Raw genomic sequence first — 24,146 nt, forward strand, 5'->3', positions numbered from 1 at the left:
AGTGGGGGCTGGCCACGGCGGTGGTTGTCTCGGGCCGACTCGCCGGTCTCCGGCGTGGCCTCCTGCCGGCCTCCACCGATCCCGCCGTAGGCCGCCTTGCCCGCCCCGCCGTACGAGGACGACGACGAACGGTCACCCCCGCCAGGACCATCCACGGACGCGGCGAGCCTGCGCAGGCGGCGCAGCGCGTCGGCACCGATCGGCGCGACGGGAGCCGCCGGCTCGCGGCGCTCGACCGAAGGCGAAACCGAGGCGGCAACAGCCGACGAATCAGGCGAACTCACCGCAGAACCAGCAGAACCATCCGCAGGGCCGCCGGACTCGCGCGGCCCCTCCTCAGGCCCCTCACCGCGATCGGGCACCACCCGAAGGTGTTCCTCTCCCCGCCCGGACCGCAAAGGCGGCGCAGCGGGCCGCTCAGCGCGTTCCTGGGGGCCTTGGGCCTGAGGCTCCTGGGCCGGAGCGCGGAAGGCGACGGACGGCAGCGCCACGGACGCCCGGTCCGGCGGCGCGACCTGCGTGCCCGGGGACGGCGACAGCGCCGGGGCCACCCCTCTGCGGGGCGTACGGCCCGCGCCCAGGGCCGGCGCCTCACGCGCGCCGGACACCGCCGGCGCGGCCTCGGGCGCGACCGGCGCGGTGGTGGCGGCAGCAGCCGCGGCGGCCACGGCCGGGCGTACCTGACCGGCCGGTGTGGCCCGCTGGGCCCGGCCGCGGGCCTTGGCCGCGTGCCGGGCCTTGCGGGTGGCCTTGACCTTGACCGGCTCGGGCAGCACGGCGGCCCGCCACACCCGCGCGTGGAAGACGATCTCGGCTGGTTCGGCGCTCGGCGCCATCCGGCACCAGGTACGCGGCTCGCCGAGGTAGCGGAGCTGGGACTGAAGCAACTCGTTGAGCCGCTTGCTCTCGATGACCGGACGGGTGGACAGCCAGGTGACGATGCCCGGCGGAACGAGGTAGACGACGTGCCACGGAGTCACGAAGTCCAGGCCGACCAGCCAGAGGAACAGCGACCAGGGCACGAGGACGCCCATGAAGACACCGATCCACACGATCGGAAGCGGCATCGGCAGCCGTAGGTCGTACAGCTTGTAGAGCCGTTTCTCGATACGCCAGATATTGGTATATGTGGGCAGGTCCACGCGCTCCTCCTCTCCGCACCTTAGATCCGTCGCGCTCGCGCGGGCAGTACTCTGCTCGCCTCACTCTCGTGTGCCGGGGACCGCTTCATCCGCTTCATCATCAATGACCGCGACGACCCGTTCTCAATCCTTCAATTGCCGATGCCCAGCGCGCCCGCGATGGCGCGGGCGGTCACCTCGATGATGTTGGGCACGTAGAAGATCACCCCGATCGCCACCGCGAGAATGATGAACTGAACGAACCTGGTGATTTCCCTGGTGAAGAGGAAGAAAAGCGCGACGACGGAGACGATCACCAGGAACAGCGGCCCGAAGAACCCGCGCAGGAAGTCGGCCAGACCCTGGGTGTCCACGCCCTCCGGAGCGGCCGGCGTGGGCGACGCCGCCGCTTCGAGTGGCAGCGCCGCGACGTCGATGACGTGCAGCACAACGCTTTGCAGACTCAATTCCGGTCCTCCTGGGGGAATGGATCGGCCACGGACGAGTGGCGTCGGACGGCGGCCATCATTCTCACCCCACGGAGCGGTCTGCGCCGCGGATGTCCTTCACGTACCATCTCTCGCCCTGCTTTTCGACGGTGAGCCGGTAGGACTGGGTGAGCGTCCCGCTCCCCTGGGTGCCCCCGGTCGACGTCGGCTCGGCGGCCGGCGGCGCGGCGGGCACCAGGCCCCAGACGACGACGACGGTGATGTCCCTGATGGTGCCGCCGGGCGGAACCACCAGGTCCTGGAGTTTGACGAAGGTGAAGGCCCCTCCGAAGCTCTCCAGTTTCGTACCGCTCACATAGCGCTGCAGCGCGACGGTGTCGCCCTTGGCGTACGCCTCGAAGAACGCCCCGAGCTGCTGCCGCAGCTCGCCCGCGGTCGTCTCGTCACGATCGGGCTCGGCCGCGTGCGGCAGGTCGGCCTTGGCGGGCGCGGGCAGTACGGCGGGGCGCTCGGAGACCACGAACCTGCCGTCGGAGTAGAAGACCGGCACGGAAAGGAGCATCCGCCGGTTGCCGGACTGGAAGATCAGGTTGACCTTCGCGTGCTGGGCGTCGGTCACATCGACCCCGTACGGCTGAATGGCCCCGGCCGACATCTGGCCCGCGCCGTCCCATCCGAACTGCCCGTCAGAGGTGCCTTCCGGCAGGAACGGCGCCAGTCTCCCGGCCCTTTCCTGGGGCTGGGCGCCGTTCATATTGAGATATGCGGCGGCGAATTGATTGGCGAACGACGCGGCGCGGTCGGTGGGGAAACCGGTCCCGGCCGACGGCGCGACCTGGCCGGACGACGAACCCCCTTGGGTGAAACGCTCGAATGGCGCGCGTACCCCGTTGAACACGATGACGATGATGAGCGCCCACAGCACGGCCCGGCCGGCCCACACCAGCCACCGCCCACCGCCGCCGGCCCATCGGCCGCGCCGGGGGCCACCGCTCCCGCGGGCGGCGAGGGTCTCGGCCTCGCCGGGGTCCGGGTACGCCGACAGCTCCGGATCGCCTGGGACCCGAGGGTCCCGCCGGACGATCGACCTTCGAGCCATCACGCCTCCGCTCGCGCCGATCCCCACGGCATGGCGCGGTGTCGTCTTACTCTCGATCCCGTTATCGGTGGTGAAGCAATCACCCTAGCGGCCCTGCCAATTGTTCCAGGAAAGCCACGCCCATGCTGCAGCCATCACCGTAACCGAGCAAACCGGGTGTTCGTCCCCGATGACCCCGCATGCAGGGCTCTGCCCATCGGACAAAGCGGGTTATACCAGGCCAGAGGCCCCTCAATTACCTAACCGCTACGTGTTGCTGTCCCCACCGCTCCTGGACTGTCGCGACCTGCGCATATGTGGCCATTCAGCGACATCTTGTCACTGGTGCGGCACCAGACCGAGTCAGGTGTGTCACACCCGACTCACACCGAATCGGTCTGACCAGGCTGACCGCACTGACCGGTCTGACCGCTTTGCTCACCGGCCGCGGTGAGCCGTACGCCGAAGTCGTCCAGTTCGGCGGCCAGCCGGGCGCTCGGTGGCAGTGCGCGCGGCAGGCGGGACTGCAACGCCGCGCCGAAGCCCGCCATGTGCACGATGTGGGCGATCAGCGCCTCCCGGTCCTCCGGCCAGGGGAAGGACGGCTGGGCGATCAGCAGCGAGACGCACCCGTGCACGGCCGACCACAGACCGAGGGCAAGGGTCTCCGGGTCGCCCTGGAGTACTCCCGCCCGCACACAGGCCGCGACGGCGGCGACCATGTGGCCGAACGCCGCCGAGGCGGCGGCGGGCACGCCTGGGCCCGCCGAGGGCCGCATCATCAGCACCCGGTACTGCGCCGGGTGGTCCAGGGCGAACCGCGCGTACGCCCGGCCGCAGCGTCCCAGGGCCAGGAACGGGTCACCGCCCCGGCTCTCGGCGAAGATCCGGCCCAGCTCGTCCCAGGCGCGCAGGCAGACGGCCTCGACCAGCTCTTCCTTGCCGGCGAAGTGCAGGTAGACCGAGGGCGTGGTGACACCGGCCCGCACGGCGACCACGCGGACCGTCAGCGCGTCCTCGGTACCGGTCTCGGCGAGCAGTTCGCCGGCCGCGCGCAGGATCTCCTCGCGCAGCAGCACGCCCTCGCCGCGACGGGCCCGCACTCGCCTCGTGGTCGCCATGCGTACAGGTTGACGACGTTAGGTTAACGATGTCAACCTGACTCTCGGAGGAAGGGGTCACATGTCAACATTCGGTGAGGCGACCGCGGTGTCCGCGCGCGGCGCGGGCCGGTACACGGCCGAGCTCGACCCGCTGTGGGCGGTGGGCGTCCGGCCCCAGGGCGGCTACCTGCTGGCCATCATGGGCCGGGCGGCCCTGGACGCGGCGGCGAACGACCGCCACCCGCACGTCACCTCGGTCGGCGCGACCTTCATCGAGCCGCCGGTCCCCGGTCCGGCCGAGGTCACCGTCGAGCTGCTGCGCTCGGGCCGTACGCTCACCCAGGCGCGGGCCCGGCTGTCCCAGGACGGCAGGCCCAGGGTCGAGGCCGTGCTCACCCTCGGGCCGCTGGACGACTCCGGCCCCGAGTGGTCGGCCGTCGAGCCGCCGAGCATCCCGCCGGAGAACGAGTGCTTCCTGGTGCCCAACGATCCGCCCGTGGCCGGGTTCACGATCCCGCTGATGGACGTGGTCGAAGAGCGCATCGCCCCCGGCGACCTCGCCTTCATGTTCGGCGCGCCGCGCCGCGAGGGCGTCACGCACTCCTGGCAGCGGCTCAAGGACGGCTCCGACTGGGATCCGCTGAGCCTCCTGGTCGCCCTCGACCCCGTTCCGCCGGCCTCCTACGACCTGGGCGTCCCTGGGTGGGCCCCGACGGTCCAGCTCACCGCGTACATTCACCGCCTGCCCGCGTCCGGCCCGATCCGCGTACGGCTGAGCGCGACGGACCTCGGTGGCGACCGTATGCACGAGACGGCCCAGGCATGGGACGCCAAGGACCGCCCGGTCGCCCAGGCCACGCAGCTCGCCGCCATCCGCATTCCCAGCTGATCAGTGGCCGCCGTCTGACGTACGGGGGCGGCCTGACAGGTACGTGAGCCCGGCCGTGAGCGCCATCAGGCCCGCCGCGAGGTACGGCAGGGCGGCGGCGCCCCACCCGGCCAGGCCGAGCGCCCCGACCGCCCCCGACAGCGAGACCGCGAGGTACACGGCCGACTGGTACAGCGAGGTCACCATTCCGGCGCCGTGCCGGGCCAGTGTGATCAGCAGGTGCTGCTGCGGCGTGGTGACCGAGAAGGACAGGAAGCCGGCCACCAGCGTGGTCGCCACGGCGGCTCCGATCGTCCCCCGGCCCAGCGGCATCAGGACGAAGACCACGGCCAGGATCAGCGTAACGGCGATGATCACCTCGCGCGGGCCGCGCCGGTCGGCCAGCTTCCCGGCGGCGAGGTTGCCCGCCGTACCGGCGACGCCGAAGGCGAGCAGCAGTACGGCCAGCAGCGCCCCGCCCCCGGTGGCCGGGGCGAAGATCTCGCTGATGTACGTGTACGGGATGTATATCCCGGTGAACGCCACCACCGTGGTGAGCAGCACTCCCAGCACCCGCCGGTCGCCGAGCGGGGCCAGGAAGGCGCGCAGGCCCGCGGTGGCCCCCGCCGCGACGGCCGGCAGGCGCAGCGCGATGGGCGGGACGGCCAGCATCCCGAGCGCGGTGACCAGCCACATGGTGGCCCGCCAGTCCAGCCGGTCGCCGACCACCGTGCCCAGCGGCGCGCCCAGGACCAGCGACGACGTCATGCCGAACATCACGATCGCGATGGCCCGGCCGCGTTCGCGCTCCCCGGCCAGCAGCGCCGCCGTGGCGCTGGCGGTCGCGGTGAACAGCGCCGCGCCCGCGGCGGCGATGGCCCGCGAGAGGAGCACGAGCCCGTAGTCGGGGGCGAGCGCGGTGATCGCGTTCCCGACGGCGAACACGGCGAGCGCGGCGACCAGTACGGCCCGCCGCGACCACGACGCGGTGAGCACCGCGAGCACCGGGGCGAACACCGCGTACGCGATCGAGAACACCGTCACGAGTTGCCCCGCCGCCGCCACGCTGACGTGCAGCGACGCGGCCACGGACGGCAGCAGCCCGGCGATCACGAAGCCATCCGTGCCGACCGCGAACGCCCCGAACGCGAGCACGGCGGCGTGCGGACGCCATCGGACGGCGGGCGGGGCCGTTGGGAGGACTGAAGAGGCCATGAAGAGAAGCCTTCCGATAGCCATCGGTAGTTACGACGTTCATCGTAATAGAAGTCCGATGGGTATCGTAGAAGGGGACGGTCATCGAAGGAGTGAGCATGGAGACCTGGCTGGCACAGCCGGACCTCGACGAGATCGACGTCGGCACGGTCCTGTCGGCCCTGGCCGACCCGACGCGGCTACAGATCGTGCGCCTGCTCGACGTACTCGGCGAGTCCACCTGCACCGCACTCGACCTGCCGGTCAAGGTCTCGACCGTGTCACACCACGTCAACATCCTCAGACACGGCGGCCTGGTCTCCACCCGCCTGGACGGCAACGCCCGCCCCAGCCGACTGCGCCGCGAGGAACTGGAACGGCGATTCCCGGGACTCCTGACATCAGTCCTCTCCGCCACCCCCCCACGCACCACCTGACCGACTCACCCAGAGCGCCTGCGGCCACCCGGCCAAAATGGCCCTCACTCCGCTCAGCCTGTGCCCCCCTGAGGGACCGCACTACCGCGCGCCGCCCCAACACGCACTACCAGGCGTCGCCCCAACACGCGCTACCGCGCACAATCGCCCTCGCTTCGCTCGGCCTGCTTTCCCCTAAGCCGGGCTCCGCCCGGCGCTATCGCCCCCAGCACACCCAATTCCCGCCTCAACCCACGACCAAGCCTCCAAGGAACCCCGTCCTACGCGGCCTTCGGACCGTAAGCCTTCACCAACTCCAGGCAAGTCACTCGGCTCGTACGCCCTTGCGAGATACCGTTTCTGTGTTTCCAGCCGCACCCCCCACAGTCGTAGAAGGGGTCGTCCTCGTCGAACCGCAATGCTTTGAGGCCAGCCAGTGAGATGATCGTTTTCGACCTAAAGGAAATCACGGCCAGCGCCAGGAAAACCCGCAGGTCAGCAAGTGTGCTCCCCGCACGCGCGGGAATGTCCCGGGCGCTGCTGCGGCCTGGTCGGGGATCGGCATGTGCTCCCGCACGCGCAGGAATGGTCCCCGTAAGAATTTCGGCACGCCGACTATGGGCGGGGGGCTCCCCGTGCGCGCGGGATGGTCCGACACCGATGTGATGGGAGCCGACAGGTGACGGGGCCTCCCGTGAGTGTGGGGATGGAGATCAATTCGGCCATCGCTGTCTGGTGGGCCGGATGGGGCAGGGCTGGACAAGGCCGTTTTCCTGGCACCCCACAGCCGTACGGGCCTGTTCGACGATCTCGGCGCACCCGGCCAGGTAAGCGTCTCTGACGTCGGCCGCGACGTACAACGCGATCTAGCGCCCGGCGCCGTACCGGGTTTCACCGCCGCCCTCCGGCAGCACTCGCCGGGTTGGGTCGGGCGCCTCCGGATCGCGCTGCCGGGCGGTCACCAGGAAATCGGGCAGCTCCCACCCGGCGGCGTGTTCGCGCTCGCTCAGCACGAACGTCCCGCCTCTCGCCGCAGGGTCCCAGCCCACCGCCAGCGCGCGTGCCACGATCGCCCGCACGTCGCCGGGCAGTGGATGGACGACATCGGTCGTGCAGAATCCCCAGGGCGACCGGCCGCTCCTGGACAGCACCTGGAGGACGCGGCCGTTCTTCCCGCCCCACCCCACACCCGTAGCCGAAAGCCCCGGTGACAGTCACCTGAGCCGGGGATGTGCCGGATCTCCGCCGCCCAGACGAAATCGCGGCCAAGCGTACGCAGCCTTCGCAGTCTGGTCTTCATGACCTCGCTCTCCTCGCCTGGCAGGACCGCCGTGTCTCGCGCTGCGGGCGGTTCGGTCAGGGGGCGCTGGTCGAACCGCGTGTAACCGTGCAGCGCCAGCTCCCGCCGGGAGACCTTGCCCATCCGCTGTGGGAACTCGATCTCCTGCGGAACATCTGCGGCGGACATCCGGCCTTCCCTCCCCATAAACGATCTTGAAGTCCTTCGAATCTAATCGGCCGCACCGACAATTCCCCGATGCCCCCGCGCACAGGCGAAAGAGGGGTCCGGTCATAGGGCCGGACCCCTCTTTCCCGCGAGAACCCTTACGGAAGGGGCCCCGTGACGCTCTCGATCCAAGGACGGTGTGCGGCGGCGTCGGCGTAGATGCCCGCGCCCACCTCGCACAGGGCGCTCATCCGGTTGAACACGCCGACCAGCTTCCAAGTACCGCCGCTCGGCACCAGCAGCGGGCCGCCGGAGTCACCCTTGCAGGGCCCGGCGACATCGTCCGGGTTGCCGGTGCAGAGTTCCCAGCCCGGCTTCACGGGACCGCCCGAGTTGTCGCAGACGCTCGCGGGCCGTATCGCGGAGTCGAGCTGCTGGAGCACATCCGCGGTGCACAGGAACGGCCCCTGGTTCGTACACCCCCAGCCGATGAGCCGCGTCGGGTCGCCTTCGGCCGGGCTCGCGCCGATGCGGATCGGCGTGCCGGACACCGGCCGGTCAAGCTTGAGCAGCGCGATATCGCGCACGGCCGTGCCGTCGGGGTGCGGGACGATCTCGGTGACCGCGCGTACCGTGCCACCGCTGGCCCACCGCAGGCCGCCGATTCGCAGCCGGAGGTCTGCGGGCTGGTCGCCGTCGATGCAGTGACTCGCCGTCACCACCCACGAGGGCGCGATGAGACCGCCGCCGCAGAAATGCTTGTACTCACCGTCCTGCACGGATTGGAGGGAGACCATGAACGAGTAGGGCGCAGGGGCGTTCGCGCCGCCCACGATGGCCTGCGCGGCCGGCGGGCCGGCCAGAACGAGGCCAACGGTCGAGATACAGAAGGCCAGGAATAACCCGAGTCTTCGCACGCTGTCACTTCTTTCATGTCGGAGGGTCGTGGTGGCGGGATCGATCCGCCAAGTAGGACTTCACAACCACAAAAGAACTGCGCGAATGACTCTTCACTGATCAGGTGTCCACCGGACAGACCATAAACTGCTCATTTTCAGCCCGCAATGGACACCGGGTTAGCCGGTTCCGATGTTCACCGGAGCGGGATGTCGGTTCCGCTTTCGCTTTCCGGGCGAGGCCCGAAGATGCGCCGGTCGGCTTCGGTGATGGCGACGTCGTTGATGCTCGCCTCGCGGCGGCTCATCAAGCCGTGCTCATCGAACTCCCACATCTCGTTGCCGTGGCTGCGCCACCATCGGCCATCGGCGTCGTGCCACTCGTACTGGAAGCGGACGGCGATGCGGTCGTCGGAATAGGCCCAGAGACTCTTGCGCAGCGCATAGTCCAGTTCGCGCGCCCATTTCGCGGTCAGAAAGGCGACGATCTCCTCCCGACCCCTCAAGAACTGATCCCGGTTCCGCCATACCGAGTCGGGCGTGTAGGCCATGGCCACCCGGCGGGGATCACGGGTGTTCCAGGCATCCTCGGCCGCCTGGACCTTCCGCCGCGCGGTGTCCCGGGTGAAGGGCGGGAAGGGCGGACGTTCTTCGCTCATCACGACTCCTTGTCGAGAACGGTCGTTCTCCAGTTCTGTCCGGTACGATAGAGAACGCTCGTTCTCGACGTCAAGGAGGCCCGCGTGCCCGCCCCGATCACCGAAGAGGAGGACCGCCGGGATCGTGAAGCGCTGCTGGACGCCACGGAGGCGCTTTTCTACGCGCGAGGCGTCCAGGCCGTCGGGATGGATCAGATCCGCACGACGTCCGGCCTGCCGCTGAAGCGGATCTACCGGCTCTTCGCCACCAAAGAAGACCTGGTGGTCGGCGTACTCCGGCGCCGGGACCAGCGATGGCGAGCACGTTTGTCCGCCTACGTGGAGCAGGTCACCGAACCACGCGCGCGGGTGCTCGCCATCTTCGACTGGCTGGCGGGCTGGTTCGCCGAAACCGGTTTCCGCGGCTGCGCCTGGATCAACGTACACGGCGAACTCGGCTCCACCTCGGCACCGGTGGCGGCCGAGGTCCGGGCGCACAAGCAGGCGTTCCACGAGCAGATCCACGTCTGGGCCCGCGCCGCCGGGCTTTCGGACTCCGAGCCGGTCGCCCTGCTCGCCGAAGGGGCCATCGTCACCGCCGGCATCACCGGCGACCCCGTCCACGCCCGGCACGCGCGCGCCGCAGTCGAAAAATTCCTCACAAAACCCTGAACCGCCGAGCGCTTTCAGGAAAGCGGCCCGGTGACGCTTTCTATCCAGGTGCGGTGGGCGGCGACATCGGTGTAAATGCCCTTGTACTCCTGGCAGAAGGTGTCGTACATCCGGCTGAATGCGCCGAGCAGCCGCCAGGTGCCATTATCGTCAGGGACGAGCAGCGGCCCGCCGGAATCGTTCTTACAAGGCCCGGCCTGAGCCTCCGGATTTCCGGTGCAGATCTCGGAGGCAGGATCGATCGGATTCTCCGCGGCGGCGCAGTCGCTCGCCGGTCGCACTGTGGAGTCGAGCTGCTGGAGCACTTCTGGAGGCGAGCAGAACGCCTGCCCCGGCCTCCTACAACCCCAGCCGATGAGCCGGGCCGGGCTTCCCTCGGCCGGACGGACGCCGATCCGGACCGGCACATTCGCCAGCGGCTGATCGAGCTTCAGCAATGCCAGGTCATGCGCATTCGGCTTACCTCCCGGATACAGGACGACCTGGCTGACTCCGCGGGTGCTGCCGCCGCTGTCCCAATCCAGGCTGCCGATCCGGAGGGTGAGGTCTTGCGGCGCGTTCTCGTACTTCACGACGCAGTGGTAGGCGGTGACGACCCACGACGGCGCGACAAGGCTGCCGCCGCAGAAATGTTCGCCACCGCTTTGCAGGGAGGTCATGAACGAATAGGGGCTTGTTGCGTCCTGCCCGCCGATGATGGCTTGGGCCGGCATGGCGCCGCCGAGTAGGACGGCGAGCGCGGAGACGCAGAGCGCAATGACAAGCCTGAGTTTTCGCATGACGCCTTCCTCTTCCGTGGGCTTCCGTGGGCTTCCGTGGGCTTCCGTGGGCTTCCGTGGACTTCCGTGACTTTCGAGGTCTTCCGGGATTCGGGAGAGGGGGCCCGGCCACCGGCCGCTGGGGGCCGGCCAGGGCGGCCGACGGCCGAGCCCGTCCATGGGGGAAAGAAAGCGAAGGTGGCCTGGAAGGCTAAGGAAGCGGGCCCGTGATGCTTTCGATCCAAGGCCGGTGGGCGGGCACGTCGGCGTAAATCCCAGGGCCCTGGTCGCAGTACAAGGCCATCCGGTTGAACGCGCCGATCAGCAGCCAGGTGTCACCGCTCGGGGCCAGCAGCGGCCCGCCGGAGTCGCCCCGGCACGGGCCGGCCTTGGTGTCCGGGTTGCCGGTGCAGACCTCCCAGACCGGATCGATCGGCCCGGCGCCGGAGGCGCAGACGGTGGACGACCGGATCTGTGAGTCGAGTTCCTGAAGTACGTCGGGCGGCGAGCAGGGCAGGCCCATCGTCGGAGTGGTGCATCCCCAGCCGATGAGCCGGGTCGGGCTCCCTTCGGCCGGACGCGTCCCGATCCCGATCGGCACGCCGCTCGCGGGCTGGTCCAGTTTGAGAAGCGCGATGTCGTACGTCTCCTCGCCCGCCGGATGCGGCACGATCTGGCTGACTCCGCGCGTCTCCCCACCACTGTCGGTGTCCAGGCTGCCGATCCGCAGGTCGACGTCCGCGGGCTCATCGCCCCGAATGCAGTGCGCCGCCGTGACGACCCATGTGGGCGTGATGAGGCTGCCGCCACAGAAGTGGCCGTCCACCTCATTCTGGAGCGACACCATGAACGAATAGGGATTGGCCGCATCCTGCCCGCCGATGATCGCCTGGGCCGGCAACGCGGTACTCAGCGCGACGGCGAGCGCGGAGATGCATAAGGTCACGAACAGTGCGAGTCTTCGCATCGGCATCGTCTTTCGCGTCGGGGACACGGCAGGACCGGCCCGGCTGGCCGTACGTCCTTGGATCTTCCACAAAAGCTCTGCGCCAAGAATTTATCGCCAGATGGGCGCCAAAGGACAGTCCATTTCGTTGTTCATTTTCTGACCACATCATCGCGGCGGCGACCGAGAGCGACGGCCCGAATTGCTCTGTGATCAGATCGCGCAATATCTCGGCTCAACCTCAATTCGGGGTAGCGCCTCCGCCACCTGCGACAAAAGTTCGAAATCAGATAGGGGTGCCGAGGGCGTGAACGCCACGACAACGCCCTGTGACATCTCTCAGATATCCGAGTCATCGGACATTACCCCGCGAAACCCGCCAGAATGGTCACCCTGAGTGAATCTGTGGCAGTGAACGGCGACCGAGAGGAAGGATGGGAGAGAACAAGGGGGAGCCTGCGGCCCCGCCCCCGTCCCCACTCCCGGCGAGAGGTACATCGCGCCATGTCCGCAGATTCCACCGATCCCACGACCAACGAATTCGGCACCCGCCTGCGCCAACTACGCGAGGCTCCCCCGTACTGGTCCCGATCCGACCTGGCCCGCCGCATCCGCGAGACCGCCCACCCCGACGACGAGATCCCCCACGTCGCCAGCCTGGTCGCCTCGATCGAACAGTGGGAGAGCGGACAGCACATGCCAGGACGCAAGTACCGCCCCCTGCTCGACCATCGCGCCACACGCCGCCGCGGTGAACTCCTACGCCGTGGCCGAGCTGCACGCCACCGCACGAACGCTGGCCGACGCGGGCGCACACGCCGCGGCAAACGCGATAGAGGATATGGTGACCGCCTCGCGTACTGTCCCCGCGCCTGAGGAGCACCCCCCCTGACCCCGAAGCCGACGCCGGACAGCCGACGAAGCGGCGAGTACGGGAAGGATGCGCGAAGAAGGGCCCTATGCGGGGCCTCACCTGCCCTCGGAGAGGTGCCGGCGCGCCGCCGAGGTCATCACCGCCGTAGAGGCCCGGCGGCTCGCGAGCGCGGCCGAACTTCGCGACGCCTACCGGGAGTTCTGCGGGTGGTGACCGCGCCGCACGCCGCGAATACCTGTGGAGGACGGTGCTGTCACGGCTCGGTGATGGAGAAGGTGTTGCCGTCGGGGTCGCGGAAGGCGAACATCGGTGGCACGCCGGGCCAGGCGATGATGTCGTCGGTGTCGACGCCGGCGTCGGTGAGGGCGGCGTGGGCCGCCGCCGCGTCGTCGGTGGTGAAGCGGATGATGATCGAGCCGCGGGTGACGTCCCCGGTGGCCTGGTCCAGCGTGACGACGACGTCGTCACTGCCGGGCGCGAGTTCGATCCACCGGCCGGTCGGGATCGGCATGTCGCGCACCACGGTGAAGCCGAGCGTGTCGGCGAAGAACCGCAGCGCCTGGTCCTGGTCGTTGACCGGCACGCTGACGGTCCGGATGCCGGTGATGACCTTCGCCGGCGCGCTCATCGCGCGATCCGCTCGTCGAGGGTGACCGTGACGGTGTCACCGGCCTGCTTGCCGATGCGGGCGCGGACGTCGGCGGTGAACGCGAGCTTGTGCGTACCGTCGCCGAGCGCCATGAACGAACCTTGGAACGGCTCCCCGTCGACGCTGCCCCGAACCTTCACCAGCCCGCGGGTGCCGAAGAACTCGGCGGAGCCCGGCATCACGACATACGTCCAGCCGCCCTTGCTCGGACTCTTGCGCAGCGTCGTGGTGAACGTCTTGTCCAGTTTCGTATCGGTGTTGTGTAGTGCGGTCATGATTGTTCTCCTCCGTACATGAGCGAGCCGGGTGTGGTGAGTTCCGTGCCGGTCTCCAGCCAGGTCTTGAGCCCGGAAAGGATCATCGGCCAGCCACCGTAGAGGTGGTCGTCGGCGTCGGCGGCGAGCTGGTCGTGCCGGACGACGAGCCGGCAACTGTCGCCGACCTGCTCGATCTGCCAGGTCACCCGGCTGGTGCCCTGGGCGGCGATGTCGTCGTCCCAGATGGCGTGGTAGGTCTGCACGAGCCGCCGGGGCGGGTCGACCTCGATGTTCTCGCCCTCGATCAGCCCACCGGCCCCGCGGTGGGTGACCCGGTAGGCAGAGCCCGTGGTCCAGTCCGACTCCACCCGCGCGCCGAACTGGAACCGCGCCCGCGTCTCGGGATCGGTGATCGCCTGCCACAGCCGCTCCGGCGTGGTGCGGATGAAGATCTCGAACATCTTCTCCACCCGTGCCTCCAGATGTCTTTTCAGGTCGACGAGGCCGGCGGCCCACGTCTCGGTGTACTTGCTGACCCAGCGGTCGTGAATGAGGCGGATCGGCACGGGGTTCAGGAAGTGCAGCTTCTCTCTGCCCCGCCGGTCCGACACGACCAGGCCGGCCTCTTCCAGCAGGCGAAGGTGCTTTGCCACGGCGACCCTCGTCATCGCGAACCGGCTCGCCAACGCGTTGAGCGACTGCCCGTCCCGCCGGAACAGCTCGTCGAGCAGCTCCCTGCGCGTCGGGTCCGCCAACGCCCTGAATACCCGTTCCACGCGGCCCACAATAGGAAACCTTTTGGTTTCATGTCAACCCCGCAGGACACCCGCCTCGGCGTCGCTCAGTGGAGGTCGATGCCGGGGAGTGCGGCGGGGCGGCCGTCGCCGTGGTCGCCGAGGACGCATGGGAGCCAGGGCCGGAACACGCTTTTCGGTCCCTGACATGTGCGCCCGTCGGGAGTGCCATACAGGCCATACGCCCGAAATATGAGGGATTTGTGGGGTTCTCCGCCCCTGATGTCGGTGTCACCGTTGGGACAGCCCTGGCCGGCCACGGCTCCTTGCGCTTGCGAACAAGGAGTCATCGCGTATGTACCCGAAAACCACGCTGGGAGCGTTCGCTCTCATGACGGTCGTCGCCACGGGCGCGACGGCGCAGGCGAGCGGCGCGGACGCCAGCAGCACGATGTCCGAACTCGCCGCGGCACAAAGTGCTGCGGGCACGGACGGGAGCGCCTCCTCCGGCCAAGCGCTCCTGGGCTCAGGCAACAGCCACTTCAACGGCAACCCGGTGACCATCCAGACCATGCAGTCGGGGAGCCAGTACTCCCTGAACGACCCCACCCGACCCGGTCTGAACTGCGGCCGTCACGGCGGCCCCATCTTCACCAAGACGACCGACACCTGGGGCGACGGAACCGGCGCCAGCCTGGAGACCGCCTGCGTCGATGTCATGTTCGCCGCGCAGAAACACTGGGACATGCTGCGCAACTGGCTGGGACGCAACGGCGTCGACGGAGCCGGCCGCTCCTACCCGGCGTCCGTCGGCCTGAACACCATCAACGCCTACTGGGACGGCACCCGCACCGTCTTCGGCCACAACAGCGCACGCACCAACCAGCTCACCTCACTCGACGTGGTCGGCTTCCAATACGGCCTCGCCGTCCACGCCAAATCCGGTACCGACGACGGGAACGGTGCGGAGGCACAGGCCCTGGAGCGGTCGGCCGCCGACATCTTCGGCACCTTGACCGAGCACTACGCCGACCACCCCGTCGCTCTGGACGAACCGGACTATCTGATCGGCGAGGAGGTGAACGTGGACGGCAGGGGGCCGCTCATCCACATGTACAAGCCCTCACTGACCGGTCACGAGAACTGCTACTCGGTCTCCCCGACGGGAACCGCCGACAGCGGACCGCAGGACCACTGGTTCTACCTGCTCGCCGAGGGCACCGACCCGCCGGGCGAACCCGCCAGCCCGGTCTGCGCAGGCCCGTCCACGCTGGCCGGGATCGGCATCCAGAAGGCCGCCCGGATCTTCTATCTGGGGCTCCAGCGCAAGTCCATCGGCTGGTCATACCGCAGGGCACGCGTGGCCACCGTGCAGGCCGCCAGAAGTTTCTACGGCTGCGCCGAGATGAACGCGACCAAGGCCGCGTGGACCGCCATCAGCGTCCCCGCCCAGCCCGGCGAGCCGACCTGCCCGACGCCCACTCCCACCCCTACCAGCACTTCCGGCCCCTCTCTCAGCGGGATCACGGTCGACCCGCCCTCGGCCAGGGTCAGGCCCGGTGAATCCACCACCGTCCAGATCAAGCCGACGCCCGACACGGTCCAGCAGGTGGCCCTGTCCACCGGCCCCCTCCCTGCGGGGATGACCGTCAGCATCATCCGCGACGATCAATCCACCACGGCGACCATCGGCGTCTCGGCCAACTCCCCCCAGGGCACCTACCCCATCACCTTCACCGCGACCTCCGGCGCTGCCACCAAGACGACCCATTTCACCCTCACAGTCGCGGAGGGCGACGACTGATTCAGAAGCAGAACTCACGGCACACGAGACACCCTGACGTCGGGCGGAAAAGCTTCTGAGGGCCGCCCTCAGGGCCCGCCCGAGCGCAATATCGATTACTGAGGCACCGCGGCGCGGATCATCGAGTACACGACGGGCCCGTCGGGAATCTCGGTCGTTGCGACGATGGTGAACCCGAGCCGTTCGTACAGACGCACGTTTCGCTCGTCCGAGGTACGGAGGGCGACGGCCTCGCCTCGTTCGTCGATCATCGAGAGCCCTTCGGCGGTCACGGCCGTTCCCAGCCCCGTCCCCTGGTGGGCCGGATGCACACCGACCGTTTCGAGAGCCCAGGACCCCGCCGGGGCATCGGGAAGCGCGAGCTCCGCCAGCGCTGTCAGGCGTGACCCATAAAGCTCCGCCAGTCGCTGCTGAATCGGGGCGGCGGGCTCCGGCGCGTCCGGCGGCAGGAATGCGGCAACGGCCCGTACCTGCTCGTCCACCAATACGAGGCCATGCGTGAGGGCGTGCGTGAGATACAGGCGCTGCATTTCTTCGAGACGCTCTGCGTATCCGTCGGCAGGCAGAACCCAGCGCGTCCACCCATGTGCCGCGAATGCCTCGGCAAGGACTCGCGCCGCGGCGCCCAGATCCGAGGACCGGGCAAGACGAACATGGTGTCTCACGTCCGAACGATCAGCGGCTATCTGCGCTCGCCTCCCTTGTAGCGGAACGTGACGACTACCCTCAGGACTCCCGAACCACAGAGGTCCCCTCCACACCAACATACCGCCCCCGTGAATCGACCGGACGCATCTCCGGGAGGGGTCCACCGGTGGAGTCGACGAGAACAGAACGGGGCTCCTCCGGCGCGAACGCGTGCCGCTCCCCCCACTGACGCGCGGCCACGATGACCGCGAAGAGGTCGCGGCCCGCCTCCGTCAGGTCGTAGACCTGCCTCCTGGTCACGCTCGCCCACCTCGTCCTGAAACTCCTGCCGACCGACCCACGCGATGCCCATGGCGGTTACGGGGCCGTGCTGATCGCACTCGGCCGCTTGTTCCGCGAGCGTCTTTTCGTCTCGCGCGGGCTGATCGCGTTCTTCCTGTTCGCTTCCTTCGGCGTGCTGTGGAGCGGACTGACCCTGCCGCTCGCCGCCGCGCCATGGCATCTGAGCACGGCCCAGATCGGGCTGTTCGGACTCGCCGGGCTCGCAGGAGCGCTGGGAGCCTCCCGGGCCGGGCGATGGGCGGACGCCGGCCGCGGCAACATCGTCACCGGAAGCGCACTGGCACTTCTCGCGGCTTCATGGCCGGCGACCGGACAGGCGACATGGTCGCTCTGGCTCGTCACCGCAGGCGTGATCGTTCTCGACTTCGCGGTGCAGGCCGTCCACGTCAGCAACCAACACCTGCTCACCGCCGCCCACCCCCACCGGACGAGCAGCGTCATCGGTGGCTACATGCTCTTCTACTCCCTCGGCTCCGCCACCGGCGCGACGGCCACCACCGCGCTCTACTCCACCGCAGGATGGGTGGGATCCAGCATTCTCGGCGCCGCCTTCGCCCTTTGCGCCCTCGCCGTCTGGGCCGTCAACCGCTACACGATCCAGACATTGCAGCGGAACGTCCGTCCGCACACTTCTACGCTTGGGCAAGACCTGGAATTCCGTCCCTGACCTGCACTTTCGCCCGTTGATGACCGTTGGCCGATGCTGACGGAAAACGGGTGCCCTGCGAACTTCTGACAGGCATCGGGAATGCCGTACAAGGGCCTTGCGCCGGGACTTACGGCAAACGAGGAACACCGACGTCGGGCGAAGCCCGACACTAGAAGAACGACCAAGCGTCAGCGAGGGCCGGGCCCTTCAGGAACCGAAAGCACCGGCGAAATCAGACGTTGAAGCGGAACTCCACGACGTCCCCGTCCTGCATCACGTAGTCCTTGCCCTCGATGCGGGCCTTGCCCGCCGACCGGACCGCCGCGATCGAGCCCGCCTCCACCAGGTCGTCAAAGGACACGACCTCGGCCTTGATGAACCCCCGCTGAAAGTCGGTGTGAATGGCCCCCGCCGCCTCCGGCGCCGTCGCGCCCTTGCGGATCGTCCAGGCCCGGGTCTCCTTGGGGCCCGCCGTCAGGTAGGTCTGGAGCCCCAGCGTGTCGAACCCGACCCGGGCCAACTGGCTCAGCCCCGACTCCTCCTGCCCCACCGACTGAAGCAGCTCCAGCGCCTCGTCCTCCGGCAGCTCCACCAGCTCCGACTCGATCTTGGCGTCCATGAACACCGCCTCGGCCGGCGCCACCAGCCCCGCGAGCCGGGCCTTCAGCCCTTCGTCCACCAGCTCGTCGGCGTCGAGGTTGAAGACGTAGAGGAACGGCTTGGCGGTGAGCAGGTGCAGCTCGCGCAGGTCGTCCAGGTCGATGCCGGCGGCCTTGGCCCCCGCGTACAGCGTGGTGCCCGCGTCGAGGACCTTGACCGCAGCCTCGGCCGCGTCCAGGGCGGACTTGCGGTCCTTGTTGCCCTTGGACTCCTTGGCCAGCCGCGGCACGGCCTTCTCCAGCGTCTGCAGGTCGGCCAGGATCAGCTCGGTGTTGATCGTCTCGATGTCGCGCTGCGGCGAGATGTCACCATCGACATGGGTCACGTCGGGGTCGCTGAAGACCCGGATGACCTGGCAGATCGCGTCGGTCTCGCGGATGTTGGCGAGGAACTGGTTGCCCCGCCCCTGCCCCTCCGAGGCCCCGCGTACCAGGCCGGCGATGTCCACGAACTCGACCTTGGCCGGGAGGATCTTGGCCGAGCCATGGATCTCCGCCAGCTTGGGCAGGCGGTCGTCGGGGACGCCCACGACGCCCACGTTGGGGTCGATGGTGGCGAACGGGTAGTTCGCGGCCAGCGCGTTACCGCTCCGGGTAAGCGCGTTGAACAGGGTGGACTTGCCGACGTTGGGCAGCCCGACGATGCCGATGCTCAAGCTCACGTTCGCCGAGTCTACGCGGACCCGGGGGCGTGTCGGCCCGCCGCTGCGCCGAGCGGGCCTGGGATCATTGCCGTCGTGGACGTCATGGCTACCGCCCTCCTCGTCATCGCCTGCACCGCCGCCGGTTTCGCCATCGGCTACGCCTTCGGCAGGTCGCGGGCGATCACCGAGGCCGCGGGCCGTACGGCCGACGCCGAGGCCCGCGCCAAGGTGGCCGAGGGCAAGCTCGGCTACGTCGAGGAACAGCTCACCGAACGCTTCCAGGCCCTGTCCGCCCGCGCGCTCGACGTCAACAACCTGCGGTTCCTGGAGATGGCCGAGACGCGCCTGGCGACCTCCCGGGCCGAGGCCGCCGGCGAGCTGGAGCAGCGCAAGCAGGCCGTGGAGCACATGATCGAGCCGCTGCGGGAGACGCTGGCGCGGGTGGAGGCGCAGCTTCGCGACAGCGATCTCGGCCACCGCGCGTCGCAGGCGGAGCTGAGCAAGCAGATCGAGTTCGTACGGCAGAGCTCCGACCAGCTCCGCGCCCAGACCAGCGCGCTGGTCCGCGCCCTGCAACGGCCCGAGGCCCGGGGCCGCTGGGGCGAGTTGCAGCTCCGCAGGGTCGCCGAGATCGCCGGGATGCAGCGGTTCTGCGACTTCGACGAGCAGGCGAGCGCGGTGACGCCCGGTGGCACCGTACGCCCGGACATGGTGGTACGGCTGAGCGGCGGCAAGAACATCGTCGTGGACTCCAAGGTGTCGCTGGCCGCCTATCTGGAGGCCGCCGAGTCCGCCGACACGGGCGCGCAGGCCGTACGGCTGGACGCGCACGCCCGGCACCTGCGCGAACACGTCGACCGGCTGGCGGCCAAGGCGTACTGGCAGGCGTTCAGCCCGACCCCGGAGTTCGTGGTGCTGTTCATCCCGGGCGAGGCGTTCCTGGCGCCGGCGCTGGAGCGCGATCCGGAGCTGCTGGAGTACGCGATGCGCAAGCGGGTCCACATCGCCACCCCGACCACGCTGATCACCCTGCTGCGCACCGCCCACTACGCCTGGCAGCAGGCCGCCCTGACGGAGAACGCCCGCGCGGTGTTCGAGCTGGGCAAGGAGCTGTACGAGCGGCTGGGCTCGATGGGCCGCAACGTGGAGTCGCTGGGCCGCGCCCTCGCCCGTTCCGTGGACGCCTACAACAAGACGGTCGGCTCGCTGGAGAGCCGGGTCATGGTCAGCGCCCGCCGGCTGAACGACCTCGGCGTGGTGGACGGCGACCTCGACCAGCCGCAGATGATCGAGAACCTGCCCCGCACGCTCGCCAGCCCGGAGCTGGTGAACGAAGCCGACCCGGCAGTACCGAGCGACGAAACGGGCCTTGCGGACGAAGTAGGTGCGATGGATCACGCCTGGTGGCGGAAGAGGGCGTAACCTCCGCGTCTTCCCGTCACCTGACGGTAAATTGGCCATCGACCTGTCCGTACAGCCGGGCGGGTGCACACTGCAAGGGGGCAAGCGTTTGGCTCAAGGGGGGCGACCATGAGCGCGACACCCGCGCAGCGGGCCGGCGTGCGGCTGACCGCCCGCGGCGCGATCGTCGTCGTCGTGGCCACCACGCTGGCGGGCGAGCTGCTGGCGAGTGTGTTCGGCTGGTCGTTCGCGGTGGGCGCGACCTTCGTGGCGGGCTGCCTGGCCGCGGCGCTCCTGATCAACCCGCGCGACCTGCTCTCCCTGGTGGTGACCCCGCCGCTGCTGTTCTTCGCGGCCACGCTGATCGCCGAGCTGGTCCGGGCGATCGGCGCGGCGTCCATGATCCAGGCGCTGGGGCTCGGGCTGTTCACGTCGCTGTCGGCGGGAGCGCCGTGGTTGTTCGCCGGATCGGCGCTGGTGCTGGGCGTGGCCTGGCGGCGCGGCCTGCCCGGTAATGTCCGCACGCTGCGCGAGGAGCTGCGCGCGGCGCGGGCCGGCGGCGAGGAGCCGCGCAAGCCCGCGGCCGCCACGCCCGCCGCGCAGGTCTTCGTGCCCGAGCCGGAGGGCTACTTCGAGCCCAAGGTGTACGGCAGGCACCGCGACACCGCCGAGGGCCCGCCCGCGACCTGACCCGCCCGCCGCTACCCGGCCGGGGCGCGCAGCTCGCGGCGCAGCTCGTGGGGCAGCGCGAACCGCACGCTCTCCCGCACCGACTCGACCTCCCGCACGTCGCCGTACCCGCGCGCGGCCAGGTACGCGAGCACGCCGTCCACCAGCGACTCGGGAACCGAGGCCCCGCTCGTGACGCCGACGGTGGTGACGCCCTCCAGCCAGGAATCTTGGATGTGGGAGGCGTCGTCGACCAGGTAGGACGCGTCGGCCCCGGCGTCGAGCGCGACCTCCACCAGCCGCTTGGAGTTGGAGGAGTTGGTCGAGCCGACCACGATCACCAGCTCGGCCTCGGCGGCGATCTCCTTCACCGCGACCTGCCGGTTCTGGGTCGCGTAGCAGATGTCGTCGCTCGGCGGATCGATCAGGTTGGGGAACCGCTCGCGCAGCCGGGTGACCGTCTCGGTCGTCTCGTCGACCGACAGCGTGGTCTGCGACAGCCACACGACCCGCCGCGGGTCGCGGACGTCCACGTCGGCCACCGCGTCGAGCCCGTCGACCAGCTTGACGTGCGCGGGAGCCTCGCCCGCGGTGCCCTCGACCTCCTCGTGGCCCTCGTGGCCGATCAGCAGGATGTCGTAGTCCTTCGCGGCGAACCGCTTGGCCTCGTTGTGGACCTTGGTGACAAGTGGGCAGGTCGCGTCGATGGTGCGCAGGTTACGGCCGGCGGCCTGCTCGTGTACGGCGGGCGAGACGCCGTGCGCGGAGAACACCACGATGGCCCCCTCGGGCACCTCGTCGGTCTCCTCCACGAAAACGGCCCCGCGCTCCTCCAGGGTCTTCACCACGTGGGTGTTGTGGACGATCTGCTTGCGCACGTAGATGGGCGCGCCGTACTGCTCCAGGGCCTTCTCCACGGCTTCCACCGCGCGATCGACCCCCGCGCAGTAGCCACGAGGCTTGGCAACGAGCACACGTCGGTTCGCAGGGGTCTCTCTCGTCATGCTTTCTATGCTACGTGGCGTGAGGGAGGGCGCCCGTTCGCTTACCCGAGCGTTCGCGTACCCGACGCGCCAGTCTTTTGCCAGACTAGCCGTCCAGTAGACAGACCTCCCGAGGAGCCGTTATGTCCCTACCCGACGTCGTCCGTAACGTCGCGAAGTCCGTCCGCGACGCGTTCTCCGACCGTGACGGACTCAAGGCGAAGGCCAAGGACCTTCCGATGAACGTGCTCCAGACCACGCTCAGCGGGGTCGGCCAGGCGCTGCTGTTCGGCGATCGGCTGCGTACCAGGCTCAAGCGCATCGGTACGAAGGACGAGGCCGAGACGAGCCAGGAAGCCGTCAAAGAGGCCGTCAAGGACAAGGAGAAGGCGGAAGGGCGGGAGGCGCTGCCCGACACCACGGCGGAGGGCGTGAAGGCCGAGGCGGCCCGTACGGCCGCGGGCGAGGAGACCTCCGTGGCCACGAAGGAGGCCAAGCCGGCCCGCCGCGAGCCGGTCATCTTCGCACCGCGCCCGGAGAAGGCGGCGGAAACCGAGAAGCCGGAAAAGCGGGAAGAGCCGGAAAAGGCCGAAGCGCCGCAGGAGCCCGAGCCCGCGAAGGCCGCAGAGGTCACCGACGTCACCGACGTCACCGAGACCGTCGAACCCGCCGAGGCCCCCAAGGCCAAGCCCGCGGGGCCCGCCGTGGTCGCAGAGCCCACCGCCAAGGTCGCTGAACCCGTCGCCGAGCCCGCCGTACCCGCCGTAACCGCCGAGCCTGCCAAAACCGAGCCCGCCGGTACCGACCTGATCGAGCCCATGCCCAACTACGCCGAGCTGAGCATGGCGTCCCTGCGCGCCCGCCTGCGCGGCAAGTCCGCCGAAGAGGTCCGTGCGCTGCTCGCCTACGAGCAGGCCACCGCCGACCGCGCGAACATCATCAAGATGTACGAGAACCGGCTGGCCAAGATCGCCGAATCGAGGGCCGAATAGCCATCGCCCGATAGGTTCCTGACATGGCGCAGAAGACCTCCCCTGAGCAGCCGATCCCGGTCAGGACCGTGCTGCAGATGGTCGCGGGCTGGATCGGCAAACTCGGCACGATCTGGGTCGACGGCGAGATCGCCGAGCTGACCGCGCGCGGCGGCACGGTGTTCATGACCCTGCGCGACCCGGTCGCGAACGTCTCGGCGCGCGTCACCTGCCCGCGTGGCGTGTACGAGGCGACGGTCCCGCGGCCGGTGGACGGCGCGCGCGTCGTCGTCCACGTCAAACCGGACTTCTGGGTCAACCGCGGCTCGTTCGCCTTCACCGCGCTGGAGATCAAGCCGGTCGGCGTCGGGGAGATGCTGGCGCGGCTGGAGCGGCTGCGGCAGTTGCTCGCCTCCGAGGGCCTGTTCGCGACCGACCGCAAGCGGCGGCTGCCCTTCCTGCCGGGCACTGTGGGGCTCATCTGCGGCCGTGACTCGGCCGCGGAGCGCGACGTGCTGGAGAACTCCCGGCGGCGCTGGCCCGCCGTGCGGTTCAAGGTGGAGGAGGTCGCGGTCCAGGGTCCGTACGCGGTCGGCGAGGTCACCGAGGCGCTGGCCCGGCTCGACGCCGACCGCGAGGTCGAGGTGATCGTCGTGGCCAGGGGCGGCGGCTCGTTCGAGGACCTGCTGCCCTTCTCCGACGAGTCGCTGGTGCGGGCGGTCGCGTCCTGCCGTACTCCGGTGGTCAGCGCGATCGGCCACGAACAGGACAGCCCGCTGCTCGACCTGGTCGCCGACGTACGGGCCTCCACGCCGACCGACGCCGCCAAGAAGGTCGTGCCCGACGTGGGCGAGCAGCTCACCCTGGTACGCCAGCTCCGCGACCGCGGCCGCCGCATGGTCAAGGGCTGGCTGGATCGCGAGCTGGCCTGGCTGTCGTCGGTGCGCTCGCGTCCGTCGCTGGCCGATCCGGTACGCGAGATCGAGCGCCGGGCCGAGCAGGTCGACCAGTTCAGGGACCGGGTCCGCCGCAGCCTGGGCGGCTCGCTGGACCGCGCGGAAGACTCCCTGGGGCACCTGCGCGCCCGTCTGGTGGCCCTCTCCCCCGCCGCCACGCTGGAGCGCGGCTACGCCATCGTGCAGCGCCCCGGGGGCGACGTCGTACGGCGGGCCGCCGACGTGTCGGTGGGCGACGCGCTGACCATCAGGTTCACCGACGCCCGGGTGACCGCCCGCGCGGACGGTTCCGAGCCCGATGAGGAGCCCTAGGGTAGGCA

At 69.5% G+C, this 24,146-nt stretch carries 27 protein-coding genes; 10 read left to right on the forward strand and 17 right to left on the reverse strand.

All coding sequences use genetic code 11. The features are described 5' to 3' along the window. From C1I98_RS43720 to C1I98_RS08555, 4 genes are all read right to left on the reverse strand, one after another. Positions 1–1,142: TcpE family conjugal transfer membrane protein (locus C1I98_RS43720; protein ID WP_267898025.1), on the reverse strand; the 1,142-nt coding region annotated here is incomplete at its 3' end. A 131-nt stretch (positions 1,143–1,273) separates the two neighbouring features. After that, complete coding sequence (locus C1I98_RS08545; protein ID WP_233507507.1) at positions 1,274–1,543, reverse strand: hypothetical protein; 270 nt, start codon at positions 1,541–1,543, stop codon at positions 1,274–1,276. A gap of 109 nt (positions 1,544–1,652) precedes the next feature. Continuing rightward, the gene (locus C1I98_RS08550; protein WP_111166558.1) at positions 1,653–2,669 is read right to left on the reverse strand and encodes a conjugal transfer protein; all 1,017 of its coding nucleotides are present in this window, start codon (positions 2,667–2,669) and stop codon (positions 1,653–1,655) included. Between the two features lie 362 nt (positions 2,670–3,031). Further along, positions 3,032–3,769 (reverse strand): TetR/AcrR family transcriptional regulator, encoded by a 738-nt coding sequence (locus C1I98_RS08555; RefSeq protein WP_111166535.1) that lies wholly within the window; start codon positions 3,767–3,769, stop codon positions 3,032–3,034. A 61-nt stretch (positions 3,770–3,830) separates the two neighbouring features. Here C1I98_RS08555 and C1I98_RS08560 point away from each other — a divergent pair, with 61 nt between their 5' ends. Further along, positions 3,831–4,640 carry a thioesterase family protein gene (locus C1I98_RS08560; RefSeq protein ID WP_111166536.1) on the forward strand — a complete coding sequence of 270 codons (810 nt, stop codon included), beginning with the start codon at positions 3,831–3,833 and terminating at the stop codon, positions 4,638–4,640. On the opposite strand, the gene C1I98_RS08565 is transcribed toward C1I98_RS08560, so the two are convergent. Further along, on the reverse strand, positions 4,641–5,834 hold the full coding sequence (locus C1I98_RS08565; protein ID WP_111166537.1) for an MFS transporter: 1,194 nt from the start codon (positions 5,832–5,834) through the stop codon (positions 4,641–4,643). It lies immediately after the preceding gene. Between the two features lie 98 nt (positions 5,835–5,932). Between C1I98_RS08565 and C1I98_RS08570 the strand changes: the two genes are divergently transcribed. Continuing rightward, positions 5,933–6,250 (forward strand): ArsR/SmtB family transcription factor, encoded by a 318-nt coding sequence (locus tag C1I98_RS08570; RefSeq protein WP_111166538.1) that lies wholly within the window; start codon positions 5,933–5,935, stop codon positions 6,248–6,250. 845 nt (positions 6,251–7,095) lie between these two features. Here C1I98_RS08570 and C1I98_RS08575 read toward each other — a convergent pair. From C1I98_RS08575 to C1I98_RS08585, 3 genes are all read right to left on the reverse strand, one after another. Beyond that, on the reverse strand, positions 7,096–7,416 hold the full coding sequence (locus C1I98_RS08575; RefSeq protein WP_199536809.1) for a hypothetical protein: 321 nt from the start codon (positions 7,414–7,416) through the stop codon (positions 7,096–7,098). 418 nt (positions 7,417–7,834) lie between these two features. Next, a complete protein-coding gene (locus C1I98_RS08580; RefSeq protein ID WP_111166539.1) occupies positions 7,835–8,593 on the reverse strand; it encodes a S1 family peptidase in 759 nt (252 codons plus the stop codon). Positions 8,594–8,769: 176 nt separating this feature from the next. After that, positions 8,770–9,231 (reverse strand): nuclear transport factor 2 family protein, encoded by a 462-nt coding sequence (locus C1I98_RS08585; protein WP_111166540.1) that lies wholly within the window; start codon positions 9,229–9,231, stop codon positions 8,770–8,772. A gap of 84 nt (positions 9,232–9,315) precedes the next feature. On the opposite strand from C1I98_RS08585, the gene C1I98_RS08590 reads away from it, so the two are divergent. Further along, the gene (locus C1I98_RS08590; protein ID WP_111166541.1) at positions 9,316–9,882 is read left to right on the forward strand and encodes a TetR/AcrR family transcriptional regulator; all 567 of its coding nucleotides are present in this window, start codon (positions 9,316–9,318) and stop codon (positions 9,880–9,882) included. Between the two features lie 14 nt (positions 9,883–9,896). Here C1I98_RS08590 and C1I98_RS08595 read toward each other — a convergent pair whose 3' ends face one another. After that, positions 9,897–10,661: a S1 family peptidase gene (locus tag C1I98_RS08595; RefSeq protein WP_158557969.1), complete on the reverse strand. Its 765-nt coding sequence runs from the start codon at positions 10,659–10,661 to the stop codon at positions 9,897–9,899. Positions 10,662–10,851: 190 nt separating this feature from the next. Beyond that, positions 10,852–11,607 (reverse strand): S1 family peptidase, encoded by a 756-nt coding sequence (locus tag C1I98_RS08600; RefSeq protein WP_158557970.1) that lies wholly within the window; start codon positions 11,605–11,607, stop codon positions 10,852–10,854. A gap of 919 nt (positions 11,608–12,526) precedes the next feature. On the opposite strand from C1I98_RS08600, the gene C1I98_RS41270 reads away from it, so the two are divergent. Continuing rightward, the gene (locus tag C1I98_RS41270; RefSeq protein ID WP_158557971.1) at positions 12,527–12,673 is read left to right on the forward strand and encodes a hypothetical protein; all 147 of its coding nucleotides are present in this window, start codon (positions 12,527–12,529) and stop codon (positions 12,671–12,673) included. Between the two features lie 40 nt (positions 12,674–12,713). Here the strand turns inward: C1I98_RS41270 and C1I98_RS08605 are convergent, their stop codons facing one another. Genes C1I98_RS08605 through C1I98_RS08615 form a run of 3 tightly spaced genes read right to left on the reverse strand, consistent with a single transcriptional unit; the run spans position 12,714 to position 14,142 of the window. Next, entirely contained in the window at positions 12,714–13,088 is a 375-nt protein-coding gene (locus tag C1I98_RS08605) for a VOC family protein (RefSeq protein WP_111166544.1), read from the reverse strand. After that, on the reverse strand, positions 13,085–13,384 hold the full coding sequence (locus C1I98_RS08610) for a DUF1905 domain-containing protein (RefSeq protein ID WP_199536810.1): 300 nt from the start codon (positions 13,382–13,384) through the stop codon (positions 13,085–13,087). The genes C1I98_RS08605 and C1I98_RS08610 overlap by 4 nt, the downstream gene beginning before the upstream one ends. Further along, positions 13,381–14,142 (reverse strand): ArsR/SmtB family transcription factor, encoded by a 762-nt coding sequence (locus tag C1I98_RS08615; protein WP_111166560.1) that lies wholly within the window; start codon positions 14,140–14,142, stop codon positions 13,381–13,383. Before C1I98_RS08615 ends, C1I98_RS08610 begins: the two co-directional genes overlap by 4 nt. Positions 14,143–14,455: 313 nt before the next feature. On the opposite strand from C1I98_RS08615, the gene C1I98_RS08620 reads away from it, so the two are divergent. Then, entirely contained in the window at positions 14,456–15,904 is a 1,449-nt protein-coding gene (locus C1I98_RS08620; RefSeq protein WP_111166545.1) for a M4 family metallopeptidase, read from the forward strand. A gap of 95 nt (positions 15,905–15,999) precedes the next feature. Here the strand turns inward: C1I98_RS08620 and C1I98_RS08625 are convergent, their stop codons facing one another. Together C1I98_RS08625 and C1I98_RS08630 are read right to left on the reverse strand one after the other, a co-directional pair. After that, on the reverse strand, positions 16,000–16,569 hold the full coding sequence (locus tag C1I98_RS08625; RefSeq protein ID WP_111166546.1) for a GNAT family N-acetyltransferase: 570 nt from the start codon (positions 16,567–16,569) through the stop codon (positions 16,000–16,002). A 61-nt stretch (positions 16,570–16,630) separates the two neighbouring features. Beyond that, the gene (locus C1I98_RS08630; RefSeq protein ID WP_199536812.1) at positions 16,631–16,852 is read right to left on the reverse strand and encodes a hypothetical protein; all 222 of its coding nucleotides are present in this window, start codon (positions 16,850–16,852) and stop codon (positions 16,631–16,633) included. A 67-nt stretch (positions 16,853–16,919) separates the two neighbouring features. Here C1I98_RS08630 and C1I98_RS08635 point away from each other — a divergent pair, with 67 nt between their 5' ends. Beyond that, complete coding sequence (locus C1I98_RS08635; protein WP_233507495.1) at positions 16,920–17,561, forward strand: MFS transporter; 642 nt, start codon at positions 16,920–16,922, stop codon at positions 17,559–17,561. A 214-nt stretch (positions 17,562–17,775) separates the two neighbouring features. Here the strand turns inward: C1I98_RS08635 and ychF are convergent, their stop codons facing one another. Continuing rightward, positions 17,776–18,864 (reverse strand): redox-regulated ATPase YchF, encoded by a 1,089-nt coding sequence (gene ychF / locus C1I98_RS08640; protein WP_111166547.1) that lies wholly within the window; start codon positions 18,862–18,864, stop codon positions 17,776–17,778. A gap of 75 nt (positions 18,865–18,939) precedes the next feature. Between ychF and C1I98_RS08645 the strand changes: the two genes are divergently transcribed. Beyond that, positions 18,940–20,268 (forward strand): DNA recombination protein RmuC, encoded by a 1,329-nt coding sequence (locus C1I98_RS08645; protein WP_438672072.1) that lies wholly within the window; start codon positions 18,940–18,942, stop codon positions 20,266–20,268. Between the two features lie 108 nt (positions 20,269–20,376). Next, a complete protein-coding gene (locus C1I98_RS08650; RefSeq protein ID WP_111166548.1) occupies positions 20,377–20,937 on the forward strand; it encodes a DUF6542 domain-containing protein in 561 nt (186 codons plus the stop codon). A gap of 11 nt (positions 20,938–20,948) precedes the next feature. Here C1I98_RS08650 and C1I98_RS08655 read toward each other — a convergent pair whose 3' ends face one another. Continuing rightward, positions 20,949–21,920, reverse strand: a complete 972-nt coding sequence (locus C1I98_RS08655) for a 4-hydroxy-3-methylbut-2-enyl diphosphate reductase (RefSeq protein ID WP_111166549.1) — start codon at positions 21,918–21,920, stop codon at positions 20,949–20,951. 122 nt (positions 21,921–22,042) lie between these two features. Here C1I98_RS08655 and C1I98_RS08660 point away from each other — a divergent pair, with 122 nt between their 5' ends. After that, positions 22,043–22,891 carry a DUF8129 domain-containing protein gene (locus tag C1I98_RS08660; protein WP_111166550.1) on the forward strand — a complete coding sequence of 283 codons (849 nt, stop codon included), beginning with the start codon at positions 22,043–22,045 and terminating at the stop codon, positions 22,889–22,891. Between the two features lie 23 nt (positions 22,892–22,914). After that, positions 22,915–24,138 (forward strand): exodeoxyribonuclease VII large subunit, encoded by a 1,224-nt coding sequence (xseA, locus tag C1I98_RS08665; RefSeq protein WP_111166551.1) that lies wholly within the window; start codon positions 22,915–22,917, stop codon positions 24,136–24,138. Positions 24,139–24,146: the final 8 nt, after the last annotated feature.

This window comes from Spongiactinospora gelatinilytica (assembly GCF_003236385.1).
Classification (GTDB): domain Bacteria; phylum Actinomycetota; class Actinomycetes; order Streptosporangiales; family Streptosporangiaceae; genus Spongiactinospora; species Spongiactinospora gelatinilytica.